General features: G+C 68.3%; 16 protein-coding genes. 9 read left to right on the top strand and 7 right to left on the bottom strand.

Translation table 11 applies throughout. The features are described 5' to 3' along the window. Nucleotides 1-11 precede the first annotated feature (11 nt). Nucleotides 12-755 carry a deoxyribonuclease IV gene (locus ACFPZ3_RS04910; RefSeq protein ID WP_379512723.1) on the bottom strand — a complete coding sequence of 248 codons (744 nt, stop codon included), beginning with the start codon at nucleotides 753-755 and terminating at the stop codon, nucleotides 12-14. A gap of 98 nt (nucleotides 756-853) precedes the next feature. Here ACFPZ3_RS04910 and ACFPZ3_RS04905 point away from each other — a divergent pair, with 98 nt between their 5' ends. Further along, the gene (locus ACFPZ3_RS04905) at nucleotides 854-1,033 is read left to right on the top strand and encodes a hypothetical protein (RefSeq protein ID WP_379512722.1); all 180 of its coding nucleotides are present in this window, start codon (nucleotides 854-856) and stop codon (nucleotides 1,031-1,033) included. Nucleotides 1,034-1,080: 47 nt separating this feature from the next. Here the strand turns inward: ACFPZ3_RS04905 and ACFPZ3_RS04900 are convergent, their stop codons facing one another. Beyond that, on the bottom strand, nucleotides 1,081-1,398 hold the full coding sequence (locus ACFPZ3_RS04900; RefSeq protein ID WP_379512721.1) for a hypothetical protein: 318 nt from the start codon (nucleotides 1,396-1,398) through the stop codon (nucleotides 1,081-1,083). Between the two features lie 191 nt (nucleotides 1,399-1,589). On the opposite strand from ACFPZ3_RS04900, the gene rpsF reads away from it, so the two are divergent. The 7 genes from rpsF (at nucleotide 1,590) to ACFPZ3_RS04865 (ending at nucleotide 5,984) form a co-directional block, all read left to right on the top strand. Then, complete coding sequence (gene rpsF / locus ACFPZ3_RS04895; protein WP_379512720.1) at nucleotides 1,590-1,880, top strand: 30S ribosomal protein S6; 291 nt, start codon at nucleotides 1,590-1,592, stop codon at nucleotides 1,878-1,880. Between the two features lie 79 nt (nucleotides 1,881-1,959). After that, nucleotides 1,960-2,544 (top strand): single-stranded DNA-binding protein, encoded by a 585-nt coding sequence (locus ACFPZ3_RS04890; RefSeq protein ID WP_379512719.1) that lies wholly within the window; start codon nucleotides 1,960-1,962, stop codon nucleotides 2,542-2,544. 63 nt (nucleotides 2,545-2,607) lie between these two features. Beyond that, entirely contained in the window at nucleotides 2,608-2,844 is a 237-nt protein-coding gene (gene rpsR / locus ACFPZ3_RS04885) for a 30S ribosomal protein S18 (protein WP_020543048.1), read from the top strand. A 14-nt stretch (nucleotides 2,845-2,858) separates the two neighbouring features. Next, nucleotides 2,859-3,305 carry a 50S ribosomal protein L9 gene (gene rplI, locus ACFPZ3_RS04880; RefSeq protein WP_379512718.1) on the top strand — a complete coding sequence of 149 codons (447 nt, stop codon included), beginning with the start codon at nucleotides 2,859-2,861 and terminating at the stop codon, nucleotides 3,303-3,305. Nucleotides 3,306-3,556: 251 nt separating this feature from the next. Further along, nucleotides 3,557-4,408: an ABC transporter substrate-binding protein gene (locus ACFPZ3_RS04875; RefSeq protein ID WP_379512717.1), complete on the top strand. Its 852-nt coding sequence runs from the start codon at nucleotides 3,557-3,559 to the stop codon at nucleotides 4,406-4,408. Further along, on the top strand, nucleotides 4,405-5,244 hold the full coding sequence (locus tag ACFPZ3_RS04870) for an amino acid ABC transporter permease (protein WP_379512716.1): 840 nt from the start codon (nucleotides 4,405-4,407) through the stop codon (nucleotides 5,242-5,244). Before ACFPZ3_RS04875 ends, ACFPZ3_RS04870 begins: the two co-directional genes overlap by 4 nt. Then, nucleotides 5,241-5,984, top strand: a complete 744-nt coding sequence (locus ACFPZ3_RS04865) for an amino acid ABC transporter ATP-binding protein (RefSeq protein ID WP_379512715.1) — start codon at nucleotides 5,241-5,243, stop codon at nucleotides 5,982-5,984. The genes ACFPZ3_RS04870 and ACFPZ3_RS04865 overlap by 4 nt, the downstream gene beginning before the upstream one ends. Before the next feature lie 61 nt (nucleotides 5,985-6,045). Here ACFPZ3_RS04865 and ACFPZ3_RS04860 read toward each other — a convergent pair whose 3' ends face one another. Both ACFPZ3_RS04860 and ACFPZ3_RS04855 read right to left on the bottom strand, forming a co-directional pair. Continuing rightward, nucleotides 6,046-7,521 carry an APC family permease gene (locus tag ACFPZ3_RS04860; RefSeq protein WP_379512714.1) on the bottom strand — a complete coding sequence of 492 codons (1,476 nt, stop codon included), beginning with the start codon at nucleotides 7,519-7,521 and terminating at the stop codon, nucleotides 6,046-6,048. A 67-nt stretch (nucleotides 7,522-7,588) separates the two neighbouring features. Then, on the bottom strand, nucleotides 7,589-8,890 hold the full coding sequence (locus ACFPZ3_RS04855) for an MATE family efflux transporter (protein ID WP_379512713.1): 1,302 nt from the start codon (nucleotides 8,888-8,890) through the stop codon (nucleotides 7,589-7,591). 283 nt (nucleotides 8,891-9,173) lie between these two features. Between ACFPZ3_RS04855 and ACFPZ3_RS04850 the strand changes: the two genes are divergently transcribed. Further along, nucleotides 9,174-11,807: a replicative DNA helicase gene (locus ACFPZ3_RS04850; RefSeq protein WP_465263539.1), complete on the top strand. Its 2,634-nt coding sequence runs from the start codon at nucleotides 9,174-9,176 to the stop codon at nucleotides 11,805-11,807. Here ACFPZ3_RS04850 and ACFPZ3_RS04845 read toward each other — a convergent pair. From ACFPZ3_RS04845 to ACFPZ3_RS04835, 3 genes are read right to left on the bottom strand one after another with little or no spacing between them, the layout of a single operon-like run. Beyond that, nucleotides 11,804-12,526 carry a TetR/AcrR family transcriptional regulator gene (locus tag ACFPZ3_RS04845; protein ID WP_379512711.1) on the bottom strand — a complete coding sequence of 241 codons (723 nt, stop codon included), beginning with the start codon at nucleotides 12,524-12,526 and terminating at the stop codon, nucleotides 11,804-11,806. The two genes, ACFPZ3_RS04850 and ACFPZ3_RS04845, sit on opposite strands and share 4 nt — an antisense overlap. 43 nt (nucleotides 12,527-12,569) lie before the next feature. Next, complete coding sequence (locus ACFPZ3_RS04840; protein WP_379512710.1) at nucleotides 12,570-14,513, bottom strand: MFS transporter; 1,944 nt, start codon at nucleotides 14,511-14,513, stop codon at nucleotides 12,570-12,572. Beyond that, a complete protein-coding gene (locus tag ACFPZ3_RS04835; RefSeq protein ID WP_379512709.1) occupies nucleotides 14,510-14,950 on the bottom strand; it encodes a MarR family winged helix-turn-helix transcriptional regulator in 441 nt (146 codons plus the stop codon). Before ACFPZ3_RS04835 ends, ACFPZ3_RS04840 begins: the two co-directional genes overlap by 4 nt. Nucleotides 14,951-14,986 lie beyond the last annotated feature (36 nt).

Raw genomic sequence — 14,986 nt, 5'->3', positions numbered from 1 at the left:
GTGTGTATTCGCTAGAGGTTCTTCCTCAGGAAGGCGATGTCGTCGGCCTGGCCCTCTGCTGGCGTCTCCACCACGATCGGCGCCCCGGCAGCGCGGCAGACCGCCAGGATCAGCTCGGAGTCGATCTTCCCCTGGCCCAGGTTGGCGTGCCGGTCGGCGCCCGAGTCGAAGTCGTCGCGCGAGTCGTTGCAGTGGACGAGGTCGATGCGGCCGGTGATGGCCTTGACCCGGTCGACCACGTCGACCAGCTCCTCGCCGCCCGCGTGGGCGTGGCAGGTGTCGAGGCAGAAGCCCACGTCGAACCCGTCGAGCGCCTCCCAGAGGCGGGCGATGCGCTCCAGCTTGCGCGCCATCGCGTTGCCGCCGCCCGCGGTGTTCTCGATGAGCACGGGTATGGGGCACTCCATGCGCTCGAACACCTTGCGCCAGTTGTCGAACCCGGTCTGCGGATCGTCGCTCTTGTTGACGTGGCCGCCATGCACGATCAGGCCCTTGGCGCCGAGCCCGGCGGCCGCCTTCAGATGCTGGTCGAGCAGCTTGCGGCTGGGGATCCTGATGCGGTTGTTGGTGGTCGCGACGTTGATCAGGTAGGGGGCGTGGATGTAGATGTCCACACCCTCGACCGGCTTGGCGGGCAGCACGGGCTTGTCGTAGCCCTGCGGGTCGCCGAGGAAGAACTGCACCACCTCGGCCCCCACCTCCGCGGCGTGAGCGGCGGGGTCGTCCTGGTCGACATGAGCTCCGATACGCACCATGTCAGCAAGGTTATCCGGAGTGGCGCATGACCAGCGGAGCGTTTCACGGGGGCGCTCCGGGGCAGTCGGCTGGCGCCCCCGATCTCGAGGAGAACCATATGAGCCGCTGGCGCTTACGAGCGCTGATCGTCCTGATCTATGTCATCGTGGGAATCTACATCGCGTGGGTGTACGACTACATCACGCCAGGACTGCTCAGGGACCTCGCTGAGGCGCTGCTCGCGGTGTTCCTCTGGTTCCTGGTCCTGCTCGGCATAGATCTGCACATCGGCGCTTGAGTCACATATCGAAGCGGCCCCGGGCGCGCCCACGCCGGGGCCGTTGCTCATGGATGGGGAAGGAAACCGCCGTGGGCGATGCCCAGCGCGGCTCCCACGAACGATCCGACGAGCCCGATGATGTTGAGCGAGCGCTGCGGCGTCGTCGCCGAGATGTACTGCGAATAGAGACCCATGCCGAAGCCCAGCGTGCCGGCCCACGACGCGATCATGTGCGCGGAGGTCCAGAATGTCGAGACGAAGGCGACCACGCCGCACGCGAGCGTGACGATGGCCAGAACGTTCTCGACCGGGTGCGAACGTCCGTCCGTGTTGAGCGTGAGCCTGAACCGCTCCCTGTCGGCGGGTTGAAGCACATGTGGCACAACCACCACCCCCTAGGTTTCCTACAGGCCTTCCCACCTACTCGCGGCTGGTAACCTGGTGCACGCTGCGTTGTGATGGGTGATCCATCCTCCCGGGGCGCCGAAAGGGGCGGCCTGGGCTGAGACGCAGCGTCCTCCTGTCACGGCAGAGTGTCGTGACCGCAAGAGTCCAGAGGAGGTTGGAGTTCCGCATGCGTCGTTACGAAGTAATGGTCATCCTGGACCCTTCGCTCGATGAGCGCACTGTGGCGCCGTCCCTCGACCAGTTCCTCACGGTGGTCCGCAATGACGGCGGCAACGTGGAGAAGGTCGACGTCTGGGGCCGTCGCCGTCTCGCCTACGACATCGACAAGAAGTCCGAAGGCATCTACGCCGTCATCGACCTGTCCGCGGAGCCCGCGACGGTCAAGGAGCTCGACCGGCAGATGAACCTCAACGAGGGCATCCTGCGTACCAAGGTCCTGCGTCCGGACGCGCACTGACCCTCCGGCTTTTGTCGGAGGAGCCCCGTACTCTGAGCCGTAACCCAAGCGAAGGCGTGCAGGAAGGCGAGCGCTAGCCATGGCAGCAGGCGACACCGTAATCACCATCGTCGGCAACCTGGTCGACGACCCGGAGCTGCGCTTCACCCCGACGGGGCAAGCGGTGGCTCGATTCCGCATCGCGTCCACTCCGCGGTTCATGGATCGACAGACCAACGAGTGGAAGGATGGCGAGAGCCTCTTTCTGACCTGCAACGTGTGGCGGCAGGCGGCGGAGAACGCCGCTGAGAGCCTCCAGCGCGGCATGCGGGTCATCGTTCAGGGGCGGCTCAAGCAGCGGTCTTACGAGACCAAGGAAGGCGAGAAGCGCACGGTCTACGAGGTCGAGGTCGACGAGGTCGGCCCGTCCCTGCGTAACGCCACCGCCAAGGTCAACCGCACCTCCCGTCAGGGTGGCGGCGGTGGCGGCGGCGGCTTCGGTGGCGGTCCCGCCGACGACCCGTGGGCCTCCGCGACGCCCGCCGCGCCTCAGGGTGGCGGCTTCCAGGGCGGTGGCGGTGGCGGCGGTTTCGGCGGCGGCGGCGGTCAGCAGCAGGGCGGCGGCGGCGGCTTCGGCGGCAGCGGCGGCGGCGGCAACGACTTCAGCGACGAACCGCCTTTCTAAATCCAGTTCACAAGCCCGAGTCCATTCCCGCCCTCAAGGCGGGGCTCTGAAAGGAGCACCACGATGGCCAAGCCGGCACTGCGCAAGCCCAAGAAGAAGGTTTGCCTGTTCTGTCACGACAAGATCTCCTACGTCGACTACAAGGACACGGCGCTGCTGCGGAAGTTCATCTCCGACCGCGGCAAGATCCGTGCGCGCCGGGTGACGGGCAACTGCACCCAGCACCAGCGTGACGTGGCGACCGCGATCAAGAACGCCCGTGAGGTGGCTCTGCTGCCTTACACGAGCACCGCGCGCTAGGGAGGACTGTCGATATGAAGCTCATCCTCACCAACGAGGTCTCCGGCCTCGGCACTCCTGGCGACATCGTCGAGGTCAAGGACGGCTACGGCCGTAACTACCTCATCCCGCGCGGCTACGCCATGCGTTGGACGCGGGGGGCCGAGAAGCAGATCGAGACGATCCGCAAGGCACGCGACGCCCGTGAGATCCGCGACCTCGGCACCGCCAAGGAGGTCGCCGGCCAGATCGGCGCGCTGCGCGTCCGCCTGACCACCCGCGCGGGCGACTCCGGCCGCCTGTTCGGCTCGATCACCACGGGCGACATCGCCGAGGCCGTCAAGGCCGCCGGTGGCCCGATCCTCGACCGCCGCCGCATCGAGATCGTCAACCCGATCAAGAGCGTCGGCTCCCACCGCATCACCGTCAAACTCCACCCGGAGGTCTCCGCTTCCGTGGATGTTGAGGTTGTTGCTGGTTGATCGTTTTTTGGAAAGGCCCCCGCTGCGCCGGGGGTCTTTTCCTTTGTTACGGCGAGCCGTGGCCGACCACCCGCCGCACTCCGGCTGATGACCTTCCAGGAAACGGCCTCTGACCCCTTCACCGGCTGACCGCCGTCACGCGAGCCCACGTGGGCCGATTGCCGTGGTGAGAGGCACCCTAGGACGTTATTTCCTATACGGGCGGCGTAGAATGCGTTCGTTCTTTCGCACATCCCCCTGGAGGCACGGCCATGGCCCGTCCCTTGATGCTGCTCGCGCTGGCCGTGGCGCTCGTCGGCTGCGCGCCGGTCGATGACACGGCCACCACAGCCGCCCCGACTACGTCCACCGCCTGTGCCAAGGAGCAGCTGGCGCTGATCACCCCAGGAAAGCTGACCATCGGGACCGACAAGCCCGCCTTCGAGCCCTGGTTCAAGGATGACGATCCGAGCAACGGGCAGGGGTTCGAGAGCGCGGTGGCGTTCGCCGTGGCGGGGGAGCTGGGGTTCGACCGTACTGAGGTGCAGTGGAACTCGGTGAAGTTCGACTCCGCGTTCGCGCCGGGGGAGAAGCAGTTCGACTTCGACGTCAACCAGGTCTCGATCACTCCTGACCGCTCCAAGGCGGTCGATTTCAGCAAGGGCTACTACACGGTCAAGCAGGCCGTCGTCGCCGCCGAGGGCAGCAAGTACGCCGAGGCCAAGAGCCTGGCCGAGCTGAAGGACGCGAAGATCGGCGTACAGGTGGGGACGACCTCCCTCGACGCGGTCAAGAACGTCATCGAGCCCGCCGACGACCCCAACGTCTACAACGACCAGATCGACGTCGTGAACGCGTTGAAGAACAAGCAGGTGGACGCGGTGGTCGTGGACCTGCCGACGGCGTTCTACGTGACGGCCGCCCAGGTCGAGAAGTCGAAGATCGTGGGCCAGTTCAGCTCGACGGGCGGCACGCCCGAGGAGTTCGGGCTGGTCATGGAGAAGGGCAGCGCGCTCAAGCCCTGTGTGGACAAGGCCGTCGACGCGCTGAAGTCCAAGGGCGAACTGGCCAAGATCGAGCAGCAGTGGCTCGGCTCGGCGGCCGGCGCGCCCGAGCTGCGATGAGCGAGTGGGTCAAGTCGGAGCGGCAGGTCGAGCGGGAGCGGACACGCAGGACGCACGCCCGCCGCTCGGCCTCGATCGCGACGGCCTCCACGATCGTCTTCCTCGTGCTGGTCGTGTGGGGGGTCACCAACTCGCCCGGCTGGCCGCGGGTGCGGGAGACGTTCTTCGACGGCGGCCAGTTCGCCCTGGCGCTGCCCGACGTGCTGCGCGGGTTCCTGCTCAACATCAAGATCTTCCTGATCGCCGAGGTGCTGATCCTGGTCGTCGGCCTGCTGGTGGCGCTGGCCAGGAGCATCAAGACGCCGGCGTTCTTCCCGATCAGGGCGCTGGCCACGCTCTACACCGACGTCTTCCGCGGCGTGCCGACGATTCTCGTGATCTATCTGGTCGGGTTCGGGCTGCCGGCGCTCAGGTTGCAGGGCATCCCCTCCGACCTGGCGACGCTGGGCATCATCGCGTTGACGCTGTCGTACGGCGCGTACGTGGCCGAGGTGTTCCGCGCGGGCATCGAGACCGTGCATCCGAGCCAGGTGGCGGCGGCCCGCTCGCTCGGGCTCGGCCACATCAAGACCATGCGGTTCGTGGTCCTGCCGCAGGCCACCCGCCGGGTCGTGCCGCCGCTGCTGAACGACTTCGTCTCCCTGCAGAAGGACACCGCGCTGGTGGCCACCATCGGGCCGATGGAGGCGCTCAGGCAGGCGCAGATCCACGCGGCCAGCACGTTCAACTACACCTCCTACCTGGCCTCGGCACTGCTGTTCATCCTGCTCACTATCCCCATGGCCCGGCTCACCGACCACCTGGCCGCCCGTACGCGGAGGAGGCGCGGCGCATGAGCGTTTTGACTATTGAGGGGGTGTGGAAGAACTTCCACGGTCACGACGTGCTGCGCGGCATCGACCTGGAGGTGGCCCCGCACGAGGTGGTGAGCCTCATCGGGGCGTCCGGCTCGGGCAAGTCCACGCTGCTGCGCTGCGTCAACCTGCTGGAGACGGTGGACGACGGCAGCATCCACCTCGACGGCGAGGAGATCACCGATCCCCGTGTGAACGTCGACCAGGTACGCAGGCGGCTCGGCATCGTGTTCCAAGCCTTCAACCTGTTCCCGCACATGAGCGTGCTGGACAACATCACGCTGGCGCCCCGGCAGGTGCACGGGAAGCCGAGGGTGGAGGCGGAGGAGCAGGCGCATGGGCTGCTGGCCAGGTTCGGGCTGGCGGAGAAGGCACGCGCCTACCCCGACCAGCTCTCCGGCGGGCAGCAGCAGCGGGTGGCCATCATCAGGGCGCTGGCCACGCGGCCCCGGCTGATGTTGCTCGACGAGGTCACCTCGGCGCTCGACCCCGAGCTGGTGGTCGAGGTGCTGGGGATCGTCAGGGAGCTCAAGGAGTCGGGCATGACGATGATCCTCACGACCCATGAGATGGGCTTCTGCCGGGACATCTCGGACACCGTGTGCTTCCTGGACGGCGGCGTGCTGCTGGAGAAGGGTCCGCCCGACAAGATCTTCACCTCGCCGGAGAACCCCCGTACCCAGGAGTTCCTGCGCAGCGTCCTGGAGTCCGGCCGCTTCTGACCTGCCTCCGGGCCTCCCCGAGGGCCTGAGCCGCCCCTGGGCGTCCCCGGCGGGAACAGGGCTAGCGGCGGTGCCGGCCGTGAGGTGTGGTCCTGGCCGGGGTCTGGGGGCTGGCCAGGAGGCTGTGGCGGCGGCCGTACAGGAGGTAGACGACGAGGCCGAAGGCCATCCACAGGGCGAACCAGGCCCAGGTCAGCACGCGCAGGTTGACCAGGAGCCAGAGCGTGGCCACCAGCGACAGCGCCGGCAGCAGCGGCGAGAGCGGCACCCGGAACCCCCGCTCCAGGTCCGGCATCCGCCGCCGCATCACGATCACCCCGGCCGCCACGAACGCGAACGCGAACAGCGTCCCGATCACCACGAGCTCCCGCATCTGGATCACCGGCACGAACTCCGCCAGCACGATCGCCACGAGCCCGATCACCAGCGTCACCCGCGTGGGCGTGTGGTAGCGGCGGCTCACGGAGGCCAGTCCGTGGGGGATGAGCCCGTCACGCGCCATCGAGAACAACACCCGCGTCTGCCCCACGATCAGCACCAGGATCACGGTGGTCAGCCCGAGCACCGCGCCCGCGTCGATGACGTGCGCCATCCAGCCCTCGCCCACGGCCCGGAACGCGCTGGCCAGCGGCCCCACCTCGGAGATCCTCGTGTACGACACCATGCCGATCATGACCAGCGCCACCGCGAGGTAGACGACGGTCGCGATCACCAGGCTGCGGATCATGCCCCTGGGCACGGCCCTGCGCGCGTTCACGGTCTCCTCGGCCGAGGTGGCCACGATGTCGAACCCGATGTAGGCGAACGCGATCGCCGAGGCCGCCGCGAACACCCCGAACCACCCGAACGCCTGGCTCTCCCCGTAGAAGATCTCCAGTACGGTCGCCGGCGCCGCGTCAAGAGTCTTGGGCGGCACGTAGAACTCGCCGAAGTTGGCCACGTCGATGTGCGGCAGGCCCACGACGATGACCGCGCCGATGGCCAGCAGCTTGGCCGACACCATGACCCACAGCGCCCGCAGCCCGATCCGCGCGCCCAGGGCCACGATGCCGGTCAGCAGCACCAGGATCACCACCACGAGCAGGTCCTGGACGAGGTCCGCGTTGGGGACGCGCAGGCCGAAGTTGGTGAGCGCCCCGACCGCGATCGCGCCCCAGGCCCTGGCCACCACCGCGGCGGCGAACTGCAACTCCAGGATCAGCGCCCAGCCGATGATCCACGCCCAGACCTCGCCGAAGATGACGTAGGTGAAGGTGTACGCGCTGCCGGAGGTCGGCATCGTGGAGGACAGCTCGGCGTAGCACAGGCACGCGAGCAGGCACGCGATGCCCGCGATCATGAAGGAGATGATCACCCCGGGCCCGGCCGTGGTGGCCGCCTGCTCGCCGGCGATGCTGAAGATGCCGGCTCCGATCATCACCCCGAGACCGAGCACGACCAGGTCGGCGGGCCGGTAGAGCTCGGCCAGGCTGTGCCGGGCGCCGGTGCGCAGCCCGGTGGCCTCCGTAGGCGGCAGTTTTCGCAGAATCGTGGACAAGGCACACCCCGCTCAGGGAACGCGCCCACTCTGTCTCACCCCTTGGACAACGGCAAGCACGAAACAATCACGCCCCGGTCACCAGCCATGCGGTGCCGGACGCCCGCCGTACGAGGGTGATCAAACGTGCCGCCATCCACACCCCGAGCGCGCACCAAAGAGCAACCACCCCGAAACCGGCGGCGAACAGCGCGGCGGGCAGGTACGCGAGAGTCGTCCACACCCCGGCCCACGCCAGGTACCGCTGATCCCCGGCCCCGATCAACACCCCGTCGAGGACGAACACCACCCCGCACACCGGCTGGAAGAGCGCCACGGGCCACAAAAGCCCCAGCAACAACGCCGTGACCTGCGGGTCGGCGTCGAACAACCCCGGCAACACCGGCCGGGCCGCCACCACGAGCAGCCCCAGCGCGATGCCCGACCAGACGCCCCACTGCACCATTCGCTTCGTCGCCGCCTTGGTCTCCTCCACATCTCCCGCCCCCAGCGAGCGCCCGGTGATGGCCTGGCCCGCGATGGCGATGGCGTCCAGGGCGAAGGCGAGCAGCGTCCACACCTGCGTGGCCAGCGCGTACGCGGCCAGCTCCGACTCGCCCATCCTGGTGGCGATCACGGTGGCGGCCAGCAACACGACCCGCATGCAGGCGGTACGGATGAACAGGGCGAACCCCGCCGTACCCGCCTGCTTGATCCCCGCCAGCCCCGGCGTCAGCGTCGTCCCCAGCCGCCGCGCCCCCCGCGCCACCACCACGAGGTACACCACGGCGCCCATGGTCTGCGCCAGCACCGTCCCCCAGGCCGATCCCGCGATGCCCCACCCCAGCCCCAGCACGAACCAGGCGTTCAGCCCCGCGTTCACCGCGAACGACCCCACGGCCACCACGAGTGGCGTCACCGTGTCCCGCAGCCCGCGCAGCACCCCGGTCCCGGCCAGCACGACCAGCATGCCGGGCGCGCCGAACAGGCTGATCCGCAGGTACGTCACGGCCTGCGCGGCCTGCGTGCCGCTCGCGCCGAACAACTCCACGATCGCCGGCGCCAGCGGCCAGCACACCACGATCAGGCCGGCTCCGATGGTCAGCGCCAGCCAGATGCCGTCCACACCGCTGCGCATGGCCCGCGCGTGGTTGCCCGCCCCCGACTGGCGCGCCACCGACGCGGTCGTACCGTAGGCGAGGAAGACGCACAGGCTCACGAACGTCGTCAGCACCGCGCCGGCGACCCCCAGGGCGCCCACCGCCGTGGTGCCGAGGCCGTGCCCCACGATGGCGTAGTCGGCCAGCAGGAAGAGCGGTTCGGCCACCAGCGCCCCGAATGCCGGGACAGCCAGCCGCATTATCTCCCGGTCTCTGGGGGTAATGAGCATTCGTCCATTATGGCCATTACACGGCGTGTCGGGCCAACTTTCTTTTCTCCACAGCCGGTGGACACAGTTCGCCCTGCTCAGCCGGGCTTCGGTGGATATCCGCAAGAGTTATCCCCAGCTCCGTCCACAGGCCGTTCACACCCTCAGCGGGACTGTGCACAGCTTGACCACAGGGTTGTCCACAGGCCACGTTGCCGACTGCCCGCGACTCCGCGAAACTGTCAGACCGGTCGACTACAAGTGGGGGTGGTGCGACCGCCTGCAAGATGTTCGAGGGGGCGCGGTGAGCATAGAAGAAGAGGCCGGCGGAGGCCCAGGTTTCGAACGCACCCCGCCCAGCAACATCGACGCGGAGCAGTCGGTCCTCGGCGGCATGCTGCTGTCCAAAGACGCCATCGCCGACGTCGTGGAGATCCTGCGCTCCGACGACTTCTACCGCCCGGCACACCAGATGGTCTACGACGTCATCACCGACCTCTACGGCCGGGGCGAGCCGGCCGACGCGGTCACCGTCTTCGACGAGCTGCAGAAGCGCGGCGAGATGGCCAGGGTGGGCGGCGCCGCCTATCTCCACACCCTCACCGCGGTCGTCCCCACGGCCGCCAACGCGGGCTACTACGCCAAGATCGTCCGAGAGCAGGCCATCCTGCGCCGCCTCATCGAGGCCGGCACCCGCATCGTCTCCTTCGGCTACGGCGGCCAGAACGAAGAGGTCGACGACCTCGTGGACCGCGCCCAGGCCGAGATCTACAAGGTCACGGAGCGGCGCACCTCGGAGGACTACGCGCCCCTGGCCGACATCATGCCCGGCGCCCTCGACGAGCTGGAGGCCATCGGCAGCCGCGGCGGCCAGATGGTCGGCGTGCCCACCGGCTTCGCAGACCTCGACCAGCTCACCAACGGCCTCCACCCGGGCCAGATGATCGTCGTCGCCGCCCGTCCCGCCATCGGCAAATCGACCCTTGGCCTTGACTTCGCCCGTTCCGCCGCGATCAAGCATGGGATGTCCACGGTCATCTTCTCCCTGGAGATGTCCCGCAACGAGATCACCATGCGTCTGCTCTCCGCCGAGGCCCGCGTGGCCCTGCACAACATGCGCTCCGGCATGATGACCGATGACGACTGGACCCGCCTGGCCCGCCGCATGAGCGAGGTGGCGGAGGCGCCGCTGTTCATCGACGACTCGCCCAACATGTCGATGATGGAGATCAGGGCCAAGTGCCGGCGGCTCAAGCAGCGCAACGACCTGAGATTCGTGGTCATCGACTACCTGCAGCTCATGAGCTCGCCGAAGAAGACCGAGAGCCGCCAGAACGAGGTCTCGGAGATCTCCCGTGCCATCAAGCTGCTGGCCAAGGAGCTTGAGGTCCCCGTCATCGCGATCTCCCAGCTCAACCGTGGCCCCGAGCAACGCACCGACAAGCGCCCCCAGGTCAGCGACCTGCGTGAGTCGGGGTGCCTGACAGCGGATACGCGAATCCTCAGGGCCGACACGGGGGCGGAGACGTCGCTGGGCGAGCTTCTGGAGTCCGGCGCACGCGACATCCCCGTCTGGTCTCTGGATGAGAACCTTCGGCTTGTGCGGCGCACCATGACGCATGTCTTCCCCAGCGGCACGAAGGAAGTCTTCAGGCTACGGCTGACGTCGGGCCGGGAGATCAAGGCGACGGCCAACCATCCCTTCATGACCTACGAGGGCTGGCGGCCGTTGGGGGAGATCGGCCCGGGCACGCGCCTCGCCGTCCCGCGTCACGTCCCGGCCCCTCGGGACCTTCAGGAGTGGCCTGACAGTGAGGTCATCCTGCTGGGACACATGATCGGAGACGGCTCGTTCGTCAGGAGGCAGCCGATCCGGTACGCAAGCAAGGATGAGGCTTGCCTGGAGGAGGTCACGAAAGCGGCCAAGCATTTCGGGGTCAACGTGGTGCGCGACGACTACGCCGCCGCGCGGGTCACCACGCTGCGGCTCCCCGCTCCGTACCGGCTCACGCACGGCAAACGCAACCCCATCGCTGCCTGGCTTGACGGTCTCGGGCTGTTCGGCCTCCGAAGCCACGAGAAGTTCATCCCGGAAGGGGTTTTCTCACTACCGAAGAGGCAGGTCGCGCTGTTCCTGAAACACCTGTGGGCAACCGACGGATGTGTGTGGTGGGACGAGAAGCGCGGCCAGTCGCGGATCTACTACAGCTCAACGAGCCGTCGCTTGATTGACGACGTTGCGCGACTGCTGCTTCGGTTCAACGTGATGACTCGCATCAAGACGACACAGAAGGATGACTACCGGCCCGGATACCAGCTCCACGTCTACGGCTCGGAGAATCAGCTCCGATTCCTGGAAGAGGTAGGCGTGCACGGCGAACGGGCGAAGCACGCCGCGCGCTGCATGCCGGCACTTCTGGCAGCCAAGAGCAACACGAACCTCGACACGGTCCCGCGCGAGGTGTGGAACGACGTACGCACCGTGCTCGCAGAGAAGAGCATGACCCATCGGGCGTTTTCCGTGGAACTGGGCACTCAGTTCTGCGGCAGCACCCTGTGGAAGCACGCACCCAGCCGGGAGCGCCTGGGCCGGGTGGCGGCGATTCTGGATGACGCTCAAATGGAGATGCTGGCGACGAACGACGTCTTCTGGGACGAGGTCGCCTCGATCGAAAGCCTGGGCGAGCAGCAGGTCTATGACGCCACAGTGCTGAACACCCACAACTTCGTGGCCAACGGCATATCGGTTCACAACAGCATCGAGCAGGACGCCGACATGGTCATCCTGCTGCACCGGGAGGACGCCTACGAGCGGGAGTCGCCGCGAGCGGGCGAGGCCGACCTGATCGTGGCCAAGCACCGTAACGGCCCCACCGCCACGGTGACGGTCGCCTTCCAGGGCCACTACAGCCGCTTCGTGGACATGGCCCAGCACTAGCGGGCGGCGGCGAGCCGGTCGAGCCATTCGCTGAGCAGGCGCCGCTCGGCCTCGCTCAACGTCGTCTGCTCGGGCAACGTGGCCCGCAGGGCCCTGGCCGCCCCCGCGGGCCCCGCGTCCTGTACGGCGGGCTCTTCGGTGGTGACGGCGGCGACCATCGACTCCCGCATGGTGGTCAGCAGGGCCTGGTCGCGTTGGTCGTCGGGCAGTGACAACCAGGTGAGCACGGCACCGCGCGCCGTCGCATGGATGATCTGGGCCGCGAGCCGCTCGTCGACGCGGAGCCAGCCACCGGCGGCCAGGCGGCGGATGCGTCCCAGCAGAATCCGCATGCCGGCCTGGAACGCGGCCGACGTGGTGCCACGCCGGGGCTCGCCGTACATCAGCGTGTACAGAGCGGGGTTGGTCAGCCCGAACTCGACGGCCAGGTCCCAGCCCGCACACAGGTCCTCGATCGGGTCCTCGACGACGGGGCCGACCTGTTTGCTCGCGAGGAACGTGGCGTAGCCGTGCTCGGCCACCGCTTCCAGCAGCCCGTCCATGTCGACGAAGTGACGGTAGATCGCCGGAGGTTGCACCCCGGCCGCCGCCGCGACGGCCCGGGTGGTGACCGCTTCGCGGCCCTCGCGCGCGAGCAGGTCGGCGGCGGCATCGATCACGCGCCGGCGGGTGAGCTCGCGCCCACCCGCGGGCTCGGCGGTGCCGGTGACGTCAGGCATGAATCAATGGTAATGCCAGCCTCGATATCAGTGATACAGGCGGTCAGTTCGGCGCGGCCGACCAGTCCTCGACGGTGGTCACCTCTGCCTGACGGACGAACACCTTGCCGACGAGGACCTCGTGGACCTCGGGGTCCGGGTCGTAGCAGCCGTCGGACAACACCGTGAGCTGATAGTCGAGGTCGGCCGCCTCGCGCAGCGTGGACAGCACGACCCCGCTCGTGGCGACCCCGGTCAGCACGAGGTGGTCGATGTCACCCGACCGCAACACCAGCGACAGGTCGCTGCCGGTGAACGCGCTCACCCGCTTCTTCGTCACGACGGTCTCCTCCTTCAGTGGCTCGACCCCGGGGTGGATGGCGGCGGAGGCGTCACCTTCGACGAACACCCCCGGCGGCAACGCGCCGAACGTCTTGTTGCGCGAAGCACTCTCGGGGTGGCCGGGGCGGAAGCCGAGCACCACGTGGATCACCGGGATCCCGGCCCCCCGCGCGGCCTCGACCGCCTTGGCCAGCCGCGGCACGTAGCCCTCGTCCTTGACCATGCTCACGATCCCCTGCTGAACATCCATGACAAGCAACGCAGTGTTGGACATGTTTGACGAACCTCTCTCAATGGTTGAATTCACGGCCGCGCCAACGCGGCCTAGTCTGCGGTCCGCCGCGGTCACCACGAGGAACACGATGGCGGTGCCGAGCATGAACCAGCTCAAATGGTGCAGCCCGGCGGTGTCGGCGCCCTGCGCGAGGAAGGCGCCGCCGGCGGCGGAGGCGGTGATCGCGCCAAGATAGCCGAAGGTGCGCAGCAGCCCGGAGGAGGAGCCGATGCGCTCCGGATCCGCCTGGTGATACACGGAGTTCTGCAGCGCGAGGTTGTTCAGCCCCTGCGGCACACCGAACACGGCGGCGACGACCAGCAGCAGCCAGAACGGGCTGCCGGGGCCCAGCGTGAGCAGCAGGACGCAGGCGGCGATCTGCCCCAAGGCCCCGGTCATCAGCTTGCCGCGCACCTCCTGGTGCCGCCCGGCGACGACCGAGACGACGATCGCGACCCCGAACAACGGCAGTTGCGCCATCCCGGCCTGCGCGGCGGAGAGCCCTCGTCCCTCCTCCATCCACTGCGTGTAGCCGAAGAGGACGGAGTAGGCGACGACGTAGGCGAGCAACGCCCGTACGTAGGTGAGGACCAGCGGCAGGTTGCCGCGCAACAGCCGCAGGTCGATGAACGGGGAGGCCGTCCGCAACTCCCATCCCGCGAAGGCGGCCCCGGCGACCACCACCACGGCCGGCAGGTACCAGCGGCCCGGGTTCATCAGGAACAACAGCAGCGTCACCAGGGTGACCCCGAACAGCCCCATACCCGGCAGGTCGAGCCCGCGCTCGCCACCGGATCCCGGCGTGGCGGTGCTCTTCGGCAGGCGCAGCGCGCCCAGGACCAGTCCGGCGGCCGCGAGCGGAAGGTTGACCGCGAACGTCGTGTGCCAGCCGCCCACGCCGATGAGCACCCCGCCGAGGCTGGGCCCGATGACGGCGATCGTCTGCGTGGCGACCGAGATCGCGGTGAGCACCCCGGCAGGGCTGTCGCGCCCGGTTCGCCTGGCCTCGCTGCGGATCAGGTACATCGCCGACGGGTATCCCGCGCACGTGCCGAGCCCCAGGATCACCCGCGCCGCGACGAGCACGGCGAGGTTCGGCGCGAACATGCCGATGACGCCGGCGAGCCCGGTCAGTGCCGTGCCGATGAGGTAGAGGCGGCGCGGGCCGTACAGGTCGATCAGCCGCCCCACGACCGGCTGGCCGATCGCGGTGGCCAGGTAGAGCCCCGAGATGAGCCAGGCCGTCTCGGACGGCGACGCGCCGAACGCGACCCCGATCGGTACGAGCGCCACGGAGATGATCGAGGAGTTGACCGGGTTCAGTATCGAGCCGATGATCATCGGAGCGAGCAGTCTGCGGTCGAAGCCTTCCCCGCGACGAGGGCGGATCATTCCTCGGTGAGCCTTTCCAGCAGCGCCAGCGCCGTCAGCAGGGCCTGCCGCTCAGGCTCGGTGTAGCGATCCTCCAGGGCGCGGGCCAGCCACTCCTCCCCGGCGCGGCGCTTGTCCTCCAGGAAGGCGTGCCCGCTCTCGCTCACCGACACCAACTGCCGGCGCCCGTCGGAGGGGTCCGCGTGCCGCTCTATCAGGCCGCGCTCGTCCAGCACCTGCAGGGTAGCGGCCATCGACTGGTGCCTGACCCTCTCCGCCGCGGCGAGATCGCTCGTGGACCGCGGGCCGAACTTGTCGAGCCTGCTGAGCACCGACGTCTGCGAGGGTGTCAGCCCCTCGGTGTCGTACGTCTGCTTGAGCCGCCTGCGCAGCCGGCCCACCACGGTGCGTACGTCCCGCGCGGCCCGTACCGACGACTCCGACACGTCCACATCCATATCCGCAGCCTAAACTGCGCAGTTTCAACTGCGCTA

The sequence above is a fragment of the Nonomuraea insulae genome (assembly GCF_042656245.1).
Note: the sequence above shows the minus strand (reverse complement) of the source record. Positions and strands in the feature narration are given on the sequence as shown.

Excerpts from the sequence above, each read along its gene's own strand:
- ACFPZ3_RS04910 (WP_379512723.1), bottom strand. The coding sequence starts at position 755 with ATGGTGCGTATCGGAGCTCATGTCGACCAGGACGACCCCGCCGCTCAC.
- ACFPZ3_RS04905 (WP_379512722.1), top strand. The coding sequence starts at position 854 with ATGAGCCGCTGGCGCTTACGAGCGCTGATCGTCCTGATCTATGTCATC.
- rpsF (WP_379512720.1), top strand. The coding sequence starts at position 1,590 with ATGCGTCGTTACGAAGTAATGGTCATCCTGGACCCTTCGCTCGATGAG.
- ACFPZ3_RS04890 (WP_379512719.1), top strand. The coding sequence starts at position 1,960 with ATGGCAGCAGGCGACACCGTAATCACCATCGTCGGCAACCTGGTCGAC.
- rpsR (WP_020543048.1), top strand. The coding sequence starts at position 2,608 with ATGGCCAAGCCGGCACTGCGCAAGCCCAAGAAGAAGGTTTGCCTGTTC.
- rplI (WP_379512718.1), top strand. The coding sequence starts at position 2,859 with ATGAAGCTCATCCTCACCAACGAGGTCTCCGGCCTCGGCACTCCTGGC.
- ACFPZ3_RS04875 (WP_379512717.1), top strand. The coding sequence starts at position 3,557 with ATGGCCCGTCCCTTGATGCTGCTCGCGCTGGCCGTGGCGCTCGTCGGC.
- ACFPZ3_RS04870 (WP_379512716.1), top strand. The coding sequence starts at position 4,405 with ATGAGCGAGTGGGTCAAGTCGGAGCGGCAGGTCGAGCGGGAGCGGACA.
- ACFPZ3_RS04865 (WP_379512715.1), top strand. The coding sequence starts at position 5,241 with ATGAGCGTTTTGACTATTGAGGGGGTGTGGAAGAACTTCCACGGTCAC.
- ACFPZ3_RS04855 (WP_379512713.1), bottom strand. The coding sequence starts at position 8,890 with ATGCTCATTACCCCCAGAGACCGGGAGATAATGCGGCTGGCTGTCCCG.
- ACFPZ3_RS04845 (WP_379512711.1), bottom strand. The coding sequence starts at position 12,526 with ATGCCTGACGTCACCGGCACCGCCGAGCCCGCGGGTGGGCGCGAGCTC.
- ACFPZ3_RS04840 (WP_379512710.1), bottom strand. The coding sequence starts at position 14,513 with ATGATCCGCCCTCGTCGCGGGGAAGGCTTCGACCGCAGACTGCTCGCT.
- ACFPZ3_RS04835 (WP_379512709.1), bottom strand. The coding sequence starts at position 14,950 with ATGGATGTGGACGTGTCGGAGTCGTCGGTACGGGCCGCGCGGGACGTA.